The organism is Myxosarcina sp. GI1, assembly GCF_000756305.1.
Taxonomy (GTDB): domain Bacteria; phylum Cyanobacteriota; class Cyanobacteriia; order Cyanobacteriales; family Xenococcaceae; genus Myxosarcina.
The window spans coordinates 749,930-768,058 of sequence record NZ_JRFE01000014.1 but is presented as its reverse complement, the minus strand read 5'-3'; the positions used below and the strand labels follow the sequence as shown (position 1 = coordinate 768,058).

Here is an 18,129-nt window from a genome sequence, read left to right as displayed (position 1 = left end):
TCTAGAAAAAGTGTTCAAAATTTATTTTCGGTAATACAATGTATAGCACGTTATATGTCTAGTATTTTAGAGGAAAAAAAATGCGAACTCTAACTCGCACGTCTACAACTGAAATGGAAGTTACCAGCATTCGTTTAGAGCGCAGTCTGAAAGACAAGCTCAAAGAGTTGTCTGGAAATCAGGGTTATCAAGCATTGATTCGGGATATTCTTTGGAATTACGTTCATCAGAAGTCTGGTGATTACCGTCCTCAGTTTGCTCGTTCTGATATTCGCGCTACTATCGATGCTACTGCCAGAAAAGATGAAAGCTGTGCCTTAACAGGGAAATTAATTCAAGAAAACGAACCAATGTTGTTAGGATTTACCATTTATGGAGACTTGGTTCCATTAAGTGTAAATAGCGTTAGCGAGTAATTGGCAATTGTTACCAAACCACCTGAGAAAATTCTCAGGTGGTGCGATCGATAGTTTTATTTTTGAACAAAGCTGTTTTGAAAACAAATTGTAATAGTCCCTTCACTTTAATTTTAATTTATTACTTTGTTTTCAACTTTTTTTGTTTTCGGTTGTTTTTTTACTCGCTATTATATATAGGAGTAGGCATTTAAGTTCATTAATGATGTCTTCTCTGCAATAAACTGTAATTATTAAGCTCTTTAAAAAATATATAAATGGTAGAAGCAACTAAAACCCCCTCTAAAGGCATTCAATTGACCGATACTGCTCTCAAGCATATTAGAATGCTGCAAGAACAACAGGGCAACAAAGAACTTTGCTTGCGCGTGGGAGTCCGTCAAGGAGGTTGTTCGGGAATGTCTTACATGATGGATTTTGAAGAAATAGATAAAATTCGCGATAGTGACGAAGTATTTGATTATGAAGATGGCTTCAAAATTGTCTGCGATCCTAAGAGTATTTTGTATCTTTACGGTTTAGTTCTCGATTATAGCAATGCCATGATTGGTGGCGGCTTTCAATTTACTAACCCCAACGCTGCTCAAACCTGTGGTTGCGGTAAGTCATTTGGCGTGTAAGTTCAATTCAATATTTAAATTTAACAATTTAGGTAAGTTGCAAAAGCGGCTTGCCATTTTTTATTTGCTAGCCAGTCGATCGACCTTAGCTTTAAAGTAATTACGCTGAGTCCTATGGACTTGCTCCGCAACCGCATAGCCTTCGGATCGCCAAGCTGCCATATTTATAATTAAAAAATTAGCCCTCTGTAGCTAAGAGGGACAATAAATTATGTTTATTTTTTTGTAGACATCAGTTAAATTTAATTTTTAAAGAGGTCGATAAGTTCGATAGTTAATATTGGGGAAAATATTGTCGATTTTTTCGACTTTTTCTAGCCACCCAGAGTCTATTTTGCCTCGATTGATATCTTGATATAGTTTATTAAAACGAAGTAAATGCGATCGCGTCCGTCTTATAGCATAAGGTACCATAGTTCCCGTACGCATGATAAATGCCCAGTCAGAAGACTGCGCCAGCAACAGTTCTCGCGCCGCCTGATTCAAAGCACGCCATTCTAATTCGTCAGCAGGTTCGCGTCTACCCAACTCAATCATTCGTTCTGTAGCTTTATGTAAGTGAGGATATACCCAAGCATTGGTTTCGTTCAACCAATATTCGTGGAATCCTTTGTAACCCCAGCTAGATTGTGATGGACGGCAAACCTGTTGTGTGGGCTGTTGACGCAAATAGTCAGACAAATGAGTCATGTCATAGGTATTTTGGTCGTACCAACTCTTACGGAATAAATAATCGATAAACCAAGGACCTTCATACCACCAATGACCAAACAATTCTGCGTCGTAAGGAGAGACAACAATTGGCGGACGCTGTAGCATCCCTTCTAAATTTTGAATCTGTTTTTCCCGATTGTACATAAAGTTGCCTGCATGTTCGGCAGCTTTTTCTCTCGCCCAATAAGGATCGTAGAGAGCTTTTTCTGACAACCCTCCGTCGCGACTGGTAATCTTATGATATTTAATGCCCGTATTTTTTCGTTGTCCATTGGGCATAATGTAGGGTTTGATATATTCGTATTCTGCTTCCCAACCTAAATCTTTATAGAATTCGCGATATTCTACATCTCCTGGATAACCAACTTTAGAAGACCAAACTTGCTGGGATGATTCGTGGTCTCGCCCAAAAGCTGCCACTCCAGTTTCGGTGAAGATGGGAGCATAAGAACCAAAACGAGGACGAGGACGAGCGTATAAAATACCGTGTCCGTCAGTTAAAAAGTAACGCAAACCAGCATCGGCTAGCATTCTTTCTAATCCCTCATAATAAGCACATTCTGGTAGCCAAATTCCTTTAGGAGGACGACCAAAGTTTTCTTCGTAATGTTCGCAAGCGACTTTGATTTGCGACCATACAGCTTGGGGATACATCTTCATTAAAGGAAGATAGCCGTGAGTCGCACCGCAGGTAATGATGTCTAAATTATTGCTATCGAGAAATTTTTTGAATCCCGTTACTAAATCACGGTCATATTTCTCCCAGGTTTGACGAATTTTAGCAAAAGAATTGGCGTAAAATTCTGCTAGATAGCGTATATGACCGTTGTGCTGATTGTGCTTAATTTCTTTGGCAACTAGCTCTTCAAGTAAAGCCAGATGAGCTTCATAACGCTCTTGTAGAAGCGGGTCGCGCAGCATTGACACCAAAGGCGGTGTCATGCTCATGGTAATTTTAAAGTCGATTCCATCTTGCTGTAAGCCTTCAAACACTTGCAACAAAGGAACGTAGGTTTCGGTAATGGCTTCAAACAGCCATTCCTCTTCTAAAACATAGTCGCTCTCTGGATGTCTTACAAACGGTAGATGAGCGTGAAGTACGAGGGCAAGGTAACCAAGAGCCATGATTATATTTCCATAACTTGTTTCTAATTCTCTCAATTGAGAGACTAAGGCAATCTGGGTAAACTTTATGATATCTTAATATTGAACTTCAAAAAAGTTTAATTGCTAAAATAGCAAGTTGCATTTTGTATTTGCTCGATCGCAAAACATATTTTTAACTTTACAACAAATAAGTTTGTATAAATAGCGGTGCAATTCTTATCGCAACCAGTCGATTATGTAATAAATAGTCACGAAAGAGTGTTTTTTCAATTACTGTTATTTGTAGACGAACGACCTTCATCATTAAACAATATTCGGCAAATTACAGCCCATTTAGAAAATTTGAAACCGAATATTGATTTTAAGTTAGATGTTATTGAAATTAATCGACAACCTCATTTAGTCGAACATTTTAAATTAGTAGCTACTCCAGCTTTAGTTAAGATTACTCCCGCGCCCAGACAAACTCTGACGGGAAGTAACTTAGTGGAGCAGCTAAAGCAATGGTTGCCCAAATGGATGTCGCTCAAGCGTGCGGTTACGGAAGAAGACCGCTTAAAATTAGAGCAAACGAATACCGATTTTTTCAATTGCTCCATTGAAGTAATAGAACTTTCTGACGAAATTTTTCGTTTAAAACAGGAAAAAGAAGAACTCGCTTCGCAATTGCGTTTTAAGGATCAAATCATTGCAATGTTGGCACACGATTTACGTAGTCCACTTACCGCAGCTTCAATTGCTGTGGAGACTATCGAACTAGCCGACCGACAACAGCAAAGCGATAAAAGCATCAAATTAAAATCGCAACTGTTTAAGCAGGCAAAACAGCAGTTTAAAATTGCCAACTCTATGATTGCCGATTTGCTTCAAAGCTCGCGCGACCTGAACGGAAAATTAAAAGTAAAACCCTCTCAGTTTGACATCAGGCTATTATGCGAAGAAGCCAATACTCAGCTACAAAAACGTTTCAGACAAAAATCGCAGGTTTTTAAGTTAGATATCCCTCAAGATTTACCTTTAGTTCATGGCGATCGCGAGCTAATTCGTCAGCTAATTATCAATCTGTTAGATAACGCTATCAAATACACTCCAGAAGCAGGAGAAGTTTCTTTGTCTGTTTTACATCGCACTAGCCAAAAAATTCAGGTTAGCATTTGCGATACTGGTGCGGGAATTCCCGCAGAAAAACAAGAGACTATTTTTGAAGGTAGCTTTCGTCTCAAACGCGACGAAAATGAAGAAGGATATGGTTTGGGTTTAGCTTGGTGTCGCCAAATCGTTCGCGCTCACTACGGACAAATTTGGGTTGATAGTTCTTGCGATCGCGGTAGTAGTTTTCACTTTATGCTGCCAGTCTATAAATAAAGACGAGGTGACAGGGTGACGGGGAGAATTTCTTTAGTAGAGAGATCTTTCCTAGTCCCCCCCAAGTCCCCAAGTCACCCAGTCCCCAATCTCTTTAGCCCGTGTTACGCATGCCAGCGGCAATACCGTTGATGGTTAACATCGCCCCGCGCAGTAACTCTTCTTTACTAAAGCGAAAATGAACGGCTTGAGAGCGATCGTGTTCGCGCAATCGCTCGATTAGTGCTACCTGTAAGAATCCTAACGGTACAATTGTACCATTGCGCAACTGTACCGATCGCTGTAGTTCGGGATCGCCATCGAGCAAACGCTGTTGACCCACAATTGTTAAAATCAAATCTCTAGTTAAATAGTATTCTTGAGAAATTTGGTCGAACAATTTTTTAAACCGCTCTAAATCTTCTGGAAGCGATAATTTGTTAACATAATGCTCGGCAATTTGCAAATCGACTTTTGCCAGCGTCATTTCTACCTTAGAGATGACCATTCTAAAGAAGGGCCATTTAAAGTAAAAATACTGTAGCAAATCGAGATTTTTCTCTGGCTCTTGGTTTAGAAATTCCTGTAGTGCCGAGCCGACACCGTACCAGGCTGGTAGTAAAAAGCGGCTTTGCGTCCAGCTAAACACCCAGGGAATAGCTCGCAGACCGCTCATATCTTTTTTCTTGCCACCACCTTTACCAGGACGTTTGGAAGGACGAGAACCAATTTGTAACTTACCAATTACGTCAATTGGAGTTACGGAGTGGAAGAAATCGACAAAATCTGGCTGTTCGTAAATTAAAGCCCTATATACGGTGCGCGACCTGGCTGCCAATTCTTCCATAACTTCATGCCAGGGTTCGACGCGATCGAAACCACTACCCAATAAACTCGATTGAATTACTGCAGTAGTAATAGTTTCTAGATTATAAAGTGCTAGTTCTGGTAAAGAGTATTTAGAGGCTAGGACTTCACCCTGTTCGGTAATTTTAATTCTGCCTTGAATGGTATCTGTAGGCTGCGCTAAAACTGCTGAGTATGCAGGACCACCACCGCGACCGACCGAACCGCCGCGACCGTGAAAAATTCGTAGAGCGACACCGTATTCTGAAGCAACTTTTTGTAAGGCTTTTTGCGCTTTATGAATTTCCCAATTGCTGCTTAAAAAACCCGAATCTTTGTTGCTGTCGGAGTAGCCTAACATCACCTCTTGTAAATTGGTAGGCTCTAAAGAGGGAATATCAATTTCACCTTCTGAGGGTTTGGTCTGCGGTAAATTTTGATATCCTCCTGCTAGAGCGGCACGATACAGGGGTAGCTCGAATAACTCTCGCATTACTGAAGGAGCGCGTTTGAGGTCTTCTACGGTTTCAAACAGAGGTACAATTCTTACCGAAGTTCTTCCTGTAGCGGGATCGTACAGTCCCGCCTCTTGAGCCAGTAGCATTACCTCTAAAACATCGCTCACAAAGTTGGTCATGCTAATAATGTAAGTCTGGCAAATGCTGGTGCCAAATTCTTGCTGTAGCTGACGCAGCATTCGCAGTGTCTCAATAGTCTCGCAAGCAGTTTCCGAAAAAGGCATTTCAGCAGGAATTAGAGGGCGACGGGTTTGCAGCTCTCTAACCAACCACGCTGACTTTTCCTCTTCCGATAGCTCCTCATAAGGTTTGGGTAAAATTTGTAAATATTCGGTTATTTCTGAAATGGCATCGGAGTGGCGAGAAGAGTCTTGACGAAAATCTAATTCGGTTAGGGTAAAGCCATAAACCTCTACCTGACAAATTAAATTATCCAGTTCGCGACAGCTAAGGCTAGTTTCGGCCAGGCTTTGCTGAATTAGTTTGAGTTCGGCTAAAAACTCGGCACCCGAAAGATAAGCTCTTTCATCCTCTAGTTCGGATTTAAATGGTTTGTTAAAACTTTGAGCTAACAACTGATTGCGCTCTTTGGTATTTTTTAATCTCTGCTCGATATAGGTAAGTTTGAGACGATAGGGTTCTTGACGGTAGCGAATTGCCAAGCGTTCGTAAATTTCTGGTAACTGAAGCCGATCTTGTTCTAGAGAATCGAGTAGCTCTGGTAAAACATTGCTCCAGTGTAGCGATAAGCTGAGTAATTCTCTCAGCTGCTCGACCGACTTAACATATTTTTCTAAAACGATACTTCTTTGATAACAAGCAGTTTCCCAGGTTACTTCTGGTGTTACAAACGGATTACCGTCGCGATCGCTACCTACCCAGGAGCCAAAGTAGCAAAAATTGTGGGTGGGGGCATCCAGCCCGGGAAAAGAACTAGCCAGAGACTGTTTGAGACGAGTCGCCAGTTGAGGTAGAGCATCAAACAAAACTTCTTGGAAATAATGCAGGGCATAGTCTACTTCATCTAAAACTTTAGGCTTAAACTGATGCAGTTCGTCGGTGCGCCACCACAGACGAATTTCTTCAGTTAGTCGCGCGATCGCTTCTTCGCTCTCCCACGAATTACTCAAGCCCATTTCTTCCATCGCCTCTTCGGCTGCATCTAGCTGTTGCAAAATACTAGAAATGCGTCGCTGTTTTTTACGAATCGTGTGGCGTACGATCTCAGTCGGATGGGCTGTAAATACCAATCTAATGTCCAACTGGTCTAAAAGCCTTTGCAACATCAAAGGCGGCATATTAATCTTTTTTAGATAGGGGAATAACCAGTTGAAAGTCGCTGACTTGTTGAAAAAGTGATTTTGCGAATCAATTAAGCTATTTTCGCCGCGAAGTTCTGCTTCTGAAACTATTGGTAAAGTTTCGTTGGCTGCCGCTAACACATTCAAGCGATCGCTATTGCCATTAGTCTCAGAACGTAGCTGATTATTAATAGTACGTCGTGAAAGTTGCTGCTCTTTGCGTTCGTAATGCTGTTCGACAATATTAGTCAACTGAAAATAGAGAGCAAAGGCGCGTGCAGCCTGAATTGCATCTTCAAGAGACAGTTTTTCAATTAGTTGGGTAACAGAAGATTGAGGTAAATCTGTAGCTTGTCCCTCGGGAGAAGAAAGAGTACGCATTTTCTGCAACAAATCTACCATCTCTTTACCGCATTCTGAATGCAATACTCTTTCCCACAAATCTTCTACTAATCTTTGACGATGGCGTAAAACTATATGTGAGGGAGAAATAGGATCGATTGTCGATCGAGAAGTTTGTGAAGTTTGTAAAACCGTACTCATATACAGAACACCTTTGCTATGCTATTATTTGGCTCAATCGCAATTTCCAAAAGACTGCTAGTTGTTGTTACTAGATAATAAAAAATAATCGAGCTTTCTATTAAATATCAGTTTATAGAGTAATAAGTAAAGTTATATTTATTCTTTAAACTGTCAACTATTGTCAGTAAGAGGTGCAAGTCGCTCTTAGCGATCGCGCGATCGCGCCGATTAAAAATCGTTGAAAACAAAACTAAAATTTTAAAGAGCATTTGGTAATTTAAATATCTCTCGAAGACCGTGACAATCACCCATGCGAGAGAATTTTCCAGCAAACTACAACCTCAAAATGAGGCAGGGCTTGAGAAAATTTTGAGGTAGTCTGACGACAGTAGTACCTTTTAGTAAGACTAACTTTCTGCCTTCGTTTGACTCAACTCTCTCAAGTCTTACCGTGTTTTTAAACACTCAAACAGTTATTTTTACTACCATTTAGTTATTTTCTTTCAATCGCGATTCATTTCTGGAAAATTTAGTATTGGTAAACGCTCCGAGCGAAATAACTCTTCGCTAGTTTTGCCTAAATCGTTTAGAGCATCAGCTAAAATTTTTACAATTAACAGGCTGAAAATAAATGGACTAGTTGCCAAACTCAATCCCAGAAAAGAAAATATGCAGGAAGTATTGTTAGGTTTCACGGTTGTTTGTGTAGTTTAATGTGTGAGTAATAGTTTTATTGGTTTCTATTATTATATTTATTATATTTACCTAAAAAGGGAACAATATGTCTGAATCAAATGTTGCTAAGGGTAATTGCCTCTGCAAAGCAGTAAGCGTTTCTATGACTAGCATGAATCCTCATGTAGCGGCGTGTCACTGCAATATGTGTCGTAAATGGGGTGGAGGAGCTTTGTTGGCAGTAGAGTGTAGCAATGACGTTAGCTTCTCTGGTGAAGAAAATATTGGGGTTTACCAGTCTTCAGAATGGGCAGAACGCGGATTCTGCAAGCAGTGTGGCAGCCATTTATTTTATAGGTTCAAACAAAACTGTCAATACTATATACCAGCAGGTATTTTTGATAATGAAAAAGAACTTATTTTAGAGCATCAGGTTTTTATCGACGAAAAGCCAGAATACTACTCTTTTGCCAACAAAACTAAAAACATGACGGGCGAAGAAGTATTTGCCCAATTTGCGCCTCCATCGGCAACGTAATAACTTTTAACTAACTAAATTATTAGGAGGCTGTTTGCCTGCAAAGACAGCATCTAAATTGTCTAGTATTAAAAATCCCATCTGTGTGCGAGTTTCTACCGTAGCACTACCAAGATGGGGTAACAAAAACACATTGGGTAAAGATCGATAAGTAGGATTGAGATTGGGTTCTCCTTCAAAGACATCTAAGCCAGCAGCAAAAATTCTGCGCGATCGCAGGGCGGCAATTAAGTCTTCATCTACTATTAAACTGCCACGAGCGGCATTAACAATAATTGCTCCGTCGGGTAGTAGTTCGATCCGTCTGGCGTTCAAAAAGTTTTCGGTTTCGGGGGTAGCAGGACAGTGGAAAGACAAGAAGTCGCTTACCCCAAGCAAATCTTCTGGAGTATCGTGAAAAATTGCTCCCGCCTCCTGTTCCGAACTAAGCCGATGGCGATTGCAATAGTGAACTTCCATATCGAAAGCTTTGGCTCTTTTGGCAACCGCTCTACCAATGCGACCCATGCCTAATATACCCAGACGTTTTCCCGTAACCTCAGTGCCGAGTAACTGAGTAGGGCGAGGATCGCTCCACTTCCCCTGTCTTATAAGCTGTTCTCCTTCATGAGCGCGACGTGCAGCAGCGAGAAGTAATAACCAGGTTACATCGGCAGTAGCATCGGTTAAAACTCCAGGAGTATTGATTACGGCAAAACCACGCTTTTCGGCTGCTTCCAGGTCGATATGGTCGTATCCTACAGAAAAAGTAGCGATCGCTTTTAGGCGTTCGGGTAGTTGAGCAATTGTTTCTTCGCTCAAATGATTTTGACCTGTAATTATTAAAGCGTCTGCTTTTTTGCTGTCTGACAATAATTGTTCCGTAGCAAGAGGGCGATCTTCTTTATTGAGTAAAGGCTGATAATCTTTTATCAAACGCTCTTCTACAGCTTGTGGTAGTTTCCGCGTTACTAATACTGTCGGTCGAGTCATAGCCACCTCTATTTTTTTAATAGACCCGATCGAACGTTACCATGCCGTTAGTAAAGTTTGTCTTAATATTTGATTTCGACTACTGCTTTAGGGTTACCCGTACGGGGTTGTGAAATTTTTAGCGAGAAGCGATCGCCTGACTAAAGTTTTTAACAGTTATTTTTCAGTTTCTTTGACAAATTTAATAAACAATCTCAAGATTTGGGACAAACTTCAAATAGTAATTGCGAACGATAAAAACAAACATCAAATTCAAGGAAAAAATTCATTCGACCGAGTAATAGTGGTGTATCGTCCGATTGACTCCAGGCAAAAACCAACCTAACTGGCTCAAAATTGGCAATTTTGGCAGACAATAGTAAACCTTTGGCTTCAACTGATGCTAAATTACCAGCTAAAGTCACTGAAGTTGTCTGTTCTTCCCAAACAGCACCAAGCTCAAGTCCAAGACTATAAGGCAATACATTGACGCTTGCTCCAGTATCTAGTAATGCTAGAACTTCTACTGATAAACCCCGTCCAGTTTGAAAACTGGAGTTTTGGCTCAAAATCAAATAGGCTGATTAAGAGAAGAAAAATAAGATCGATTTGATGTTAAAAGTAGATTACGCTCGTTGGAATCAAAGCAAAGAGTTATTAAGAACAGAGGCATTGGCTGCCAAACATCCTCGAACAAGAGAGAGACTGATGGCATTGTATGAAATTAGTGAAGGGAAAAGTGCTACAAAGGTAGGGGAACAAACCCGAAGAAATCCCCAAACAGTAATGGAATGGGTGCATCGTTATAATCAAGAAGGTCTCAAAGCCGTCGAGTATCAAAGAACGGGAGGAAGAAACCCTTTTTTTCCGAAACGGTGCGAAAAGATTTAGGGAATCAAATCCAGAAAGCTCTTTTAAGGTCAGCATTAGCACCACAAGAAAGAGGGAGGAAATCTCAAGGGTTTCCACGTTGGACGTTAAAAAGATTCGTCCACTGGCTGAAACAGAAGTGGAAGATAAATTGTTGTCGAGAGACAGTCAGAAAAACTCTTAAGCAGATGGGTTTTTCCTGGAAGAAAGCGAAGAAGTTGCTTAATAAAGGCAATACCGCCAAAAGAGCTGAATTTGTCGAACAAATTACTGAATTATTAGAGGATGCACTTCATCAAAAGCGATTAATTATCTATATTGATGAAGCCCATATACATTTAGATACCGATGAAGGTTACGGTTGGTCAATTCGGGGAGAAAGGTTTTGGGTCAGCTCTAGTTCTCCTGGAAGAAAGAAAGTCTCTTTTTATGGTGTTTACCTCTATAATCAGGCGCAAACCAGAATTTTTCCTTATGAGAAAGCAGAGAAAATTAATACCATTGATGTTCTCAAAAAGTTGCGAGTCGAATTTCCCCAGCAACAAATAACTGTGGTTTGGGATGGCGCACCATATCATCGTGCTAAAGTGGTCACCGAGGCAGCATCAGCAATGGACATCCATCTTCTACAATTACCTGGCTATAGCCCAGATTTTATGCCTGTCGAACATCTTTGGCAATGGCTCAGAGAAGACATAACTTATCATGTTTGTTATGACCAACAACAAGAGTTAATTTCTGCTGTTGCTGATTTTCAGCATCTAATTAATACTACTCCACTGTTTTTAAGCGATCGCTTGTGGGTTAAAAAACACCTCGATCCAGAAGAAGAAAAACTACGGTTTTCAAAGTAGATGCGGTTTAAGTTTCGATAAATTAAAGTTAATGGTATTTGAGGTAGTGCGTCTGGGATACCAAAAGCATCAAATCCCTGTCTGAAGCTAAATTTTTGAGCGTCAATCATTATTTGGTTGCTCGGATTCTAAAAGTCGAGCTAACTTGTGAGCGGCTTCATGAGAGTCAAGAGGCGACCAAATTGGATAAGTTGCTTCTGGTTGTAGACTTGGTTCTTCTTCTTGAGCTAGTTCTGCAATTAAAAACTGCATCACTTTTAACTTATCTGCGCGAGGTAAATTTTTTAAAGTCGGCAAAAGTTCTGTTAATGACATAAATTTAAACGGACTTGCTATCTAATTTATTTTTTCACATATACTCTAGAATTGAGAGCTAAGGACAAGGCGACCGCCTATCTAAATTTATTAACAGCTATTATTTTTTATGGCAATTAGATACTTCGTACTGAAAAAGCTCTAATGTAAATAAACATTCATGTATCATTTTCGGATGTTAAATAGAGAATGTTTGACCGTCGATATTCACAGGCATTAATATTAAATAGATTCTGATAGTCTTTTAAATAGGTGTTAAATAGCGGTTTTGCTTCGGAAAATTTTTTAAGAGCTTCCAAGCAGTCCAGTTTAGCGAATTCACAATCATCTGTGTTCCATAGCTCTACAGCCAGATCGATAGTTTGTGGAAGTGCGAAATGTGCAAACGTATGTAAAACTACACGGCGAGTGTAAGAATCATTTCTGTTAAAAAATTTATGTAAGATTGAAATTGCAGTTTCGTCGAGTGATTCAAGTTTTTTAAAGCACGATACTAATTGATAGTCACAATAGTCTTCTTTACGAATTAGTGCTTGTTCGCATAGAAATATAAAGTCAGAATACAATAAGTCGCCACATCCTGAAAAAGAACCTCCCTTTTTTGATGCTAACCAAGCGATAATTATGCCGAGTTCGTCGCTGCGAGAAATAAAGAATAGCAATGAATTAATTGAAGAGGTGCTTAAATATTGGGTAAGTAGCAGTCAAACACAGAACCAACAAGCGACTCAATTATACCCCAGAGTGGATAACTAGCGTCATTTTCTCCGTAGTAGCGGAGGTGTTCCCTTCCAGCATAGGAATTCTCAAGCCAGATATCTAGATCTTTGCGCTTGCGACTAATTTCTTGTTCTATGTGCTTGAGTAATTGAGACACTATCATATCAACATTACTTATAACTACGCTGAGTTAACTCCACGTTGTCAAACTCCAACTGCTCTTTATACATTACTGGCTTTTCCTCATCAGCCGTGTACTGCCACGCACTAACATAAGAATAATCTTTATCGTTGCGTTTGGCTTCGCCTTCTGGGGTTTGATATTCTTCGCGGAAGTGTGCGCCACAAGATTCTTCTCTGTTTAATGCATCTCGTGCCATTAATTCTCCTAGTTCGAGAAAATCGGCGACTCTACCTGCAAATTCGAGGTTTTTGTTGATGGTGTGGGAGTTGCTGGGAATTTTGACGTTTTGCCAAAACTCTTGTCGCAGTTCGGCTATTTGAGCGATCGCCCGTTCCAATCCTGCTTTATTACGGGACATTCCTACATAGTCCCAAAGTATTTTTCCTAACTGGCGATGAAACTCGGTAGAGGTTTTTTCACCTTGAATGTTAATTAGTTTGGCTATTTTATTGTTTACCGTAGCTTCGGCTTCTTCAAAAGCAGCATCGTTAGTGTCTACTGGTGGTAAATCTGTCGTTGCTATGTAGTTACCTAAAGTGTAGGGAATAACAAAGTAACCATCGGCTAAACCCTGCATTAAAGCACTTGCACCCAAACGGTTAGCACCGTGATCGGAAAAGTTAGCTTCTCCTAGAACGTGCAAGCCAGGAATGGTACTCATCAAGTTGTAGTCTACCCATAAGCCACCCATAATATAGTGTACGGCAGGATAGATCCGCATCGGCACTTCATAAGGATTTTCATCGGTGATGCGCTGGTACATTTGAAACAGGTTGCCGTAGCGATCGCTTATCGTCTTTTTTCCCTGTTTGGCGATCGCATCGCGAAAATCGAGATAGACAGCCAAACCAGTTTTACCAACACCTCTACCTTCATCCGTTACCTGTTTGGCGTTACGCGAAGCGACATCGCGGGGTACGAGGTTACCAAAGCTAGGGTATCTAGTTTCTAGATAATAGTCTCGTTCTGCTTCGGGTATATGGTGAGGGTGGCGTTTGTCTCCTGATGTTTTTGGCACCCAAACCCGCCCATCGTTGCGTAAACCTTCACTCATTAGAGTTAGTTTGGACTGATAGTCTGCCGCTACGGGAATGCAGGTAGGATGAATCTGGGTATAGCAGGGGTTGGCAAATAGTGCGCCGCGTTTGTAACAACGCCAAGCCGCCGTGACGTTGGAGTTTCTAGCGTTAGTGGAAAGATAAAACACGTTGCTGTAGCCGCCAGTACAAAGCAATACGGCATCGCCTACATATCTTTCTATCGCACCCGTTACTAAGTTACGAACGATAATGCCCCTAGCTTTACCCCCAACTAATACCAAATCGAGCATTTCTCGACGGGGAAACATCTGAATTTTACCTGCGGCAATTTGACGCGACATGGCACTATAAGCCCCAAGAAGTAATTGTTGTCCCGTTTGTCCCTTGGCGTAAAAAGTACGGGATACCTGCGCTCCACCAAAGGAACGGTTTGCCAGTAAGCCGCCGTATTCTCTAGCAAACGGTACGCCTTGTGCCACACACTGGTCGATAATCTGATTGCTAATTTGCGCTAGGCGATAGACATTAGCTTCTCTGGAACGATAGTCACCGCCTTTAATCGTGTCGTAAAATAACCGCCATACCGTATCGCCATCGTTGGGATAGTTTTTTGCGGCATTAATTCCTCCCTGTGCCGCAATGCTGTGGGCGCGACGGGGAGAATCTTGAATGCAGAAGCTTTTAACGCTGTAACCCAACTCTGCCAGGGTAGCCGCTGCCGAAGCCCCCGCCAAACCCGTACCGACAATCAAAATATCGTGCTTTTTTTTATTGGCGGGACTGACTAACTTGCAGTGGTCTTTATAGTTGTCCCATTTTTCTTGTAGGTTGCCAGAAGGAATTTTGGAGTCGAGTTTCATGGATACAGTTGCGATCGCGTCTGAGGTAAATACTATTCTTAGTTCTATAGTTAATTTTAAGCTAATGCCAAGGGCGATCGCCTCAGACTAATTTATTTAGTCGATCAAAGCAAAAAGCAATAAAAAATTTTCATGAATCATTTTGGATTGCTATAGCTAAAATTAAAAAAACACCTAGCAAAATAGACGCTATAAAATTGTCGCTCCAAAAGCTAAATTTCGTCTTCTAAAAGTTGTTAGGCGAGGTGAATAAATGAAACTAGATACACTGCGCTCGGCTTCAAGTATAATTGTCTTTTTTAAGCGAGCAAAACCAAGTTTATTGTTTAAAATTTTCGTACTGTCGCTCGCGATACCAGTCCTTATCTTATTAATGCTGGCGAGCCTATTCATTTCAGAGCAAAAGTGGTCGGCATTTTGGGACGAATTTTTGTAAGCTAGATAACGAATAACTACAGTATTTCTCCGTCGTCCGAGGTACAGATAAAAGCATGGAAATATCCCTGCGTTTGGGCGTATGAAGCAGGAGGGATTTTTTTTTAGTTCTCTGTCTCAGTTTTTTAAATCTTAAAGGCAGGTTTCGATCTGTACTCAACCAATCTGAAAAACGCCGTATTTATTGTGTTTTAAGCTATTTATATCAGACTAAACGTAGACCTTCAGTAAAATATGAATGCAGTAGCTTCTAATTCTCAAGAATTATCGAAAGTAATTTTTCAACAAATAACTACTTCTTCCCAACAGCGCATTACTTTCGCTGAATTTATGAACTTAGTTCTATATCATCAGCAGTTTGGTTATTACAGTTCGGGAGTGGCTAATATCGGTAGTGCGGGAGACTTTTTTACTTCTAGTTCTTTAGGTAGAGATTTTGGCGAACTGCTGGCAACTCAGCTGGTGGAAATGTGGCAAAACTTAGGTAGTCCCGATCGCTTTACGGTTGTGGAAATGGGAGCGGGCAATGGCAGTTTGGCAGCAGATATTTTGGCTTATGTGCGAGAAAACGAGCTTGATTTTACTAAAGCTTTAGAATATATTATTATCGAGCGATCGCCAGCGTTGATTGCTCGTCAGCAAAAATTATTAAAGTCTTTTAGCGATCTAAATCTTACTTGGAAAACGTGGGCAGAAATACCAGATAACTATATTGTTGGCTGCTGCTTTGCTAATGAACTTGTCGATGCGTTTCCCGTTCATCAACTTATGGTGCGATCGCAAAAGTTAAAAGAAGTATACTTAACCGTTCGAGAAAACCAACTAACAGAAGTAGTAGGAGAGTTGTCTACTTCTAAGCTAAAAGATTATTTTAACGCTCTAGATTTAGATTTAACCTCAGAGCGATACCCCGACAACTACCGTACAGAAGTAAATCTCACAGCGTTAGATTGGCTAAAAACCATTACCCGTAAGCTAAAAAAAGGCTACCTAATTACTATCGACTATGGTTACACCGCAGAGAAATACTATCATCCGCAGCGAAGCCAGGGAACACTGCAATGTTACTATCGACACCGCCGACATAATAATCCTTATGTAAATTTGGGCGAGCAAGATCTTACTACCCACGTTGACTTTACTGCTTTAGAACGTCAGGGAAAGCTACTAGGCTTAGAAAATATTGGCTTTACCAAACAGGGAATGTTTCTAATGGCTTTAGGATTAAGCGATCGCTTGAACAAATTATCTAGCGGTGAATTCAGTCCCGACCAAATTTTTAAACGTCGTGATGCTCTGCATCAACTGATTTCGCCTACGGGATTGGGAAGTTTTGGAGTGCTAATCCAAGGCAAAGATGTGGCTAATAGTAGTTCGCTCAGGGGTTTGAAAATACCAGCGATGCGCTAGATATAGCAAAAGTCAAAAGCGGCAAGAGGCGCATCGGAGGTTTCACAGCTGTCACAAGTTGCGGAGAAAACCTTGGCACATGTCACCTCGTTCGATGTTTAATGTTCAATAAACAGGAGTCAGGAGTAAGAAGATTTGTTGGCCCATCGGTAGTAAATATTCAAGTATTTCATATAAAACAAAATAAAAAAGAGGTTAGACAACGTCTAAACCCCATAATTAATAAAATAAATTTACCGATACAATTAAAATTCTGTAGGCTTGCCTATTTCTGAAGAACCTATAGGTGTGGTGGTAGCACCAGTAGCCAAAACATCGGCTTCTTTAACAAAGCCACTGTAAGCTTCCATACCGTGTTCGCTGATATCCAAACCGCGCAGTTCTTCTTCTGCGGTAACTCTAATGCCGAATATGGCATTTAATATACCCCAAACGATCGCGCTGAAGATAACGGTAAAGGCACCGATAGCTAAAATACCGATGATTTGAGTCAGAATATTACCAGTCCCAAAAATACCTACGGCTAGAGTTCCCCAAATACCACAAACTAAGTGGACAGAGGTTGCACCAACGGGATCGTCAATTTTAATACTGTCAAAAAAGGCTACAGCAAAAACGACGATGATACCAGCGATCGCGCCAATAATAATAGCTGATAGATAGCTAACGTCGGCACAACCTGCGGTAATTCCAACTAGTCCAGCCAAAACCCCGTTGATAATCATCGATAGGTCTGGTTTGCCGTCTTTAATCCAAGAAGTAAAAGTAGCGAGTACGCCTCCTGCTGCTGCTGCCAGGTTGGTAGTTACAGCAATGTAAGGAACGTTAGCAGTTGCTGCTAATTCCGAACCAGGGTTAAAACCAAACCAGCCAATCCACAAAATCAAACAGCCTAGAGTAGCAAAACCCATGTTGTGTCCTGGTAAGGCACTGATTCTACCAGCCTGATATTTACCAAGTCTCGGTCCTAACATCGCCGCACCGACTAAAGCTGCCCAACCGCCAACTGAGTGGACTACGGTAGAACCAGCAAAGTCAGAAAAGCCCATTTCGCTCAACCAACCGCCGTCCCAAACCCAGTGACCTGTAATTGGATAGGAAACTCCTACCAAGAGGAAGCTAAAAATCAGGAAGGAGCTAAAGTGAACTCGCTCGGCTACAGCCCCAGAAACGATTGTTGCTGCGGTAGCGGCAAAAGCAACTTGGAATAAAAAATTAATTGCTTCGGGTACTGCCGCAGGATAGGGATCGTTGCCGTAAGCTGCAGGATCGCCATTAAAGAAAAAGCCCTGCCAACCGATAAAGCTGCTTCCCTCACCATACATAAACGCATAGCCAATCGCCCAGTAAGCTATGGTAGCAATACCAAAAACAATCAGGTTTTTAGCGAGAATGTTTACGGCGTTTTTCTGACGGCAAAAGCCAGTTTCTAGCATTGCGAATCCGGCATTCATAAAAATAACCAGAACCGACGCAAACAATAAAAATATCGAGTCTAATACTACTCTTAGCTGTTCTACATCTTCTGGTGGATCGAATCCTTGAGCTTTAGCGGCAGTATTCCAAATCAGCACGATCGCGGCAGATAGAGGAATACAGGCTAGCCAGTAAGGTGTAAAACCACTAAATATAACTCTTAATGGTTTTGGTAACGAATTATTAAATGAAGTTGTATTACTTCTATTTTTAGGTTTTCGTATTTTTTGTTCTATGAGCTGAAAATTCATTTAGTTTTCAAATAGTCTCGGCACATAACATATAAAGTTAGCTTGTTTAAAATAACAAACTGAATTCACATTAGTTTCTGGGTTTCTTAACTGTTTTTCCGTATAAAGCGTTACTTTTTAAAGACAAAAATAAGATACAATATTTGACTTTATACATTC

The 18,129-nt window shown here is 40.8% G+C and carries 16 protein-coding genes; 7 read left to right on the top strand and 9 right to left on the bottom strand.

All coding sequences use genetic code 11. The annotated features are described in order from the left end of the window. The first annotated feature begins 80 nt into the window (after window positions 1-80). Both KV40_RS10325 and KV40_RS10320 read left to right on the top strand, forming a co-directional pair. Complete coding sequence (locus KV40_RS10325) at window positions 81-416, top strand: hypothetical protein (protein ID WP_036480545.1); 336 nt, start codon at window positions 81-83, stop codon at window positions 414-416. Between the two features lie 257 nt (window positions 417-673). Beyond that, window positions 674-1,036 (top strand): iron-sulfur cluster assembly accessory protein, encoded by a 363-nt coding sequence (locus KV40_RS10320; RefSeq protein WP_036480543.1) that lies wholly within the window; start codon window positions 674-676, stop codon window positions 1,034-1,036. Between the two features lie 249 nt (window positions 1,037-1,285). On the opposite strand, the gene KV40_RS10315 is transcribed toward KV40_RS10320, so the two are convergent. Beyond that, on the bottom strand, window positions 1,286-2,875 hold the full coding sequence (locus KV40_RS10315) for a glycoside hydrolase family 57 protein (RefSeq protein ID WP_036480541.1): 1,590 nt from the start codon (window positions 2,873-2,875) through the stop codon (window positions 1,286-1,288). Window positions 2,876-3,115: 240 nt separating this feature from the next. On the opposite strand from KV40_RS10315, the gene KV40_RS10310 reads away from it, so the two are divergent. Then, complete coding sequence (locus KV40_RS10310) at window positions 3,116-4,222, top strand: histidine kinase (protein ID WP_156114010.1); 1,107 nt, start codon at window positions 3,116-3,118, stop codon at window positions 4,220-4,222. 94 nt (window positions 4,223-4,316) lie between these two features. Here the strand turns inward: KV40_RS10310 and ppc are convergent, their stop codons facing one another. Beyond that, window positions 4,317-7,409, bottom strand: coding sequence for a phosphoenolpyruvate carboxylase (ppc, locus tag KV40_RS10305; protein ID WP_036480539.1), 3,093 nt, complete (start codon window positions 7,407-7,409; stop codon window positions 4,317-4,319). Between the two features lie 485 nt (window positions 7,410-7,894). Next, window positions 7,895-8,086, bottom strand: a complete 192-nt coding sequence (locus tag KV40_RS10300) for a hypothetical protein (protein ID WP_036480537.1) — start codon at window positions 8,084-8,086, stop codon at window positions 7,895-7,897. Between the two features lie 86 nt (window positions 8,087-8,172). Here KV40_RS10300 and KV40_RS10295 point away from each other — a divergent pair, with 86 nt between their 5' ends. Beyond that, window positions 8,173-8,604, top strand: a complete 432-nt coding sequence (locus KV40_RS10295; protein WP_036480535.1) for a GFA family protein — start codon at window positions 8,173-8,175, stop codon at window positions 8,602-8,604. Between the two features lie 6 nt (window positions 8,605-8,610). Here the strand turns inward: KV40_RS10295 and KV40_RS10290 are convergent, their stop codons facing one another. Together KV40_RS10290 and KV40_RS10285 are read right to left on the bottom strand one after the other, a co-directional pair. After that, the gene (locus KV40_RS10290; protein ID WP_036480534.1) at window positions 8,611-9,576 is read right to left on the bottom strand and encodes a D-glycerate dehydrogenase; all 966 of its coding nucleotides are present in this window, start codon (window positions 9,574-9,576) and stop codon (window positions 8,611-8,613) included. 194 nt (window positions 9,577-9,770) lie between these two features. Further along, the gene (locus KV40_RS10285) at window positions 9,771-10,130 is read right to left on the bottom strand and encodes an aspartyl protease family protein (protein ID WP_081942819.1); all 360 of its coding nucleotides are present in this window, start codon (window positions 10,128-10,130) and stop codon (window positions 9,771-9,773) included. A gap of 37 nt (window positions 10,131-10,167) precedes the next feature. Between KV40_RS10285 and KV40_RS10280 the strand changes: the two genes are divergently transcribed. Together KV40_RS10280 and KV40_RS10275 are read left to right on the top strand one after the other, a co-directional pair. Further along, window positions 10,168-10,446: a helix-turn-helix domain-containing protein gene (locus KV40_RS10280; RefSeq protein ID WP_036476788.1), complete on the top strand. Its 279-nt coding sequence runs from the start codon at window positions 10,168-10,170 to the stop codon at window positions 10,444-10,446. Further along, a complete protein-coding gene (locus tag KV40_RS10275; RefSeq protein WP_072013741.1) occupies window positions 10,431-11,279 on the top strand; it encodes an IS630 family transposase in 849 nt (282 codons plus the stop codon). The genes KV40_RS10280 and KV40_RS10275 overlap by 16 nt, the downstream gene beginning before the upstream one ends. A 102-nt stretch (window positions 11,280-11,381) precedes the next feature. On the opposite strand, the gene KV40_RS10270 is transcribed toward KV40_RS10275, so the two are convergent. From KV40_RS10270 to KV40_RS10255, 3 genes are all read right to left on the bottom strand, one after another. Beyond that, window positions 11,382-11,594: a hypothetical protein gene (locus KV40_RS10270; protein WP_036480532.1), complete on the bottom strand. Its 213-nt coding sequence runs from the start codon at window positions 11,592-11,594 to the stop codon at window positions 11,382-11,384. Window positions 11,595-12,276: 682 nt separating this feature from the next. Continuing rightward, window positions 12,277-12,477, bottom strand: coding sequence for a hypothetical protein (locus KV40_RS10260; RefSeq protein WP_036480529.1), 201 nt, complete (start codon window positions 12,475-12,477; stop codon window positions 12,277-12,279). Window positions 12,478-12,484: 7 nt separating this feature from the next. Beyond that, window positions 12,485-14,398 carry a fumarate reductase/succinate dehydrogenase flavoprotein subunit gene (locus KV40_RS10255; RefSeq protein ID WP_036480526.1) on the bottom strand — a complete coding sequence of 638 codons (1,914 nt, stop codon included), beginning with the start codon at window positions 14,396-14,398 and terminating at the stop codon, window positions 12,485-12,487. Between the two features lie 669 nt (window positions 14,399-15,067). On the opposite strand from KV40_RS10255, the gene KV40_RS10245 reads away from it, so the two are divergent. Beyond that, a complete protein-coding gene (locus tag KV40_RS10245) occupies window positions 15,068-16,243 on the top strand; it encodes a class I SAM-dependent methyltransferase (protein ID WP_036480521.1) in 1,176 nt (391 codons plus the stop codon). A gap of 245 nt (window positions 16,244-16,488) precedes the next feature. Here KV40_RS10245 and KV40_RS10240 read toward each other — a convergent pair whose 3' ends face one another. Next, window positions 16,489-17,970, bottom strand: a complete 1,482-nt coding sequence (locus tag KV40_RS10240; RefSeq protein WP_036480519.1) for an ammonium transporter — start codon at window positions 17,968-17,970, stop codon at window positions 16,489-16,491. Window positions 17,971-18,129: the final 159 nt, after the last annotated feature.

What these genes read in the sequence shown, in the direction of transcription:
- KV40_RS10325 (WP_036480545.1), top strand. Translation starts at nt 81, where the DNA reads ATGCGAACTCTAACTCGCACGTCTACAACTGAAATGGAAGTTACCAGC.
- KV40_RS10320 (WP_036480543.1), top strand. Translation starts at nt 674, where the DNA reads ATGGTAGAAGCAACTAAAACCCCCTCTAAAGGCATTCAATTGACCGAT.
- KV40_RS10315 (WP_036480541.1), bottom strand. Translation starts at nt 2,875, where the DNA reads ATGGCTCTTGGTTACCTTGCCCTCGTACTTCACGCTCATCTACCGTTT.
- ppc (WP_036480539.1), bottom strand. Translation starts at nt 7,409, where the DNA reads ATGAGTACGGTTTTACAAACTTCACAAACTTCTCGATCGACAATCGAT.
- KV40_RS10295 (WP_036480535.1), top strand. Translation starts at nt 8,173, where the DNA reads ATGTCTGAATCAAATGTTGCTAAGGGTAATTGCCTCTGCAAAGCAGTA.
- KV40_RS10290 (WP_036480534.1), bottom strand. Translation starts at nt 9,576, where the DNA reads ATGACTCGACCGACAGTATTAGTAACGCGGAAACTACCACAAGCTGTA.
- KV40_RS10280 (WP_036476788.1), top strand. Translation starts at nt 10,168, where the DNA reads ATGTTAAAAGTAGATTACGCTCGTTGGAATCAAAGCAAAGAGTTATTA.
- KV40_RS10270 (WP_036480532.1), bottom strand. Translation starts at nt 11,594, where the DNA reads ATGTCATTAACAGAACTTTTGCCGACTTTAAAAAATTTACCTCGCGCA.
- KV40_RS10260 (WP_036480529.1), bottom strand. Translation starts at nt 12,477, where the DNA reads ATGATAGTGTCTCAATTACTCAAGCACATAGAACAAGAAATTAGTCGC.
- KV40_RS10255 (WP_036480526.1), bottom strand. Translation starts at nt 14,398, where the DNA reads ATGAAACTCGACTCCAAAATTCCTTCTGGCAACCTACAAGAAAAATGG.
- KV40_RS10245 (WP_036480521.1), top strand. Translation starts at nt 15,068, where the DNA reads ATGAATGCAGTAGCTTCTAATTCTCAAGAATTATCGAAAGTAATTTTT.
- KV40_RS10240 (WP_036480519.1), bottom strand. Translation starts at nt 17,970, where the DNA reads ATGAATTTTCAGCTCATAGAACAAAAAATACGAAAACCTAAAAATAGA.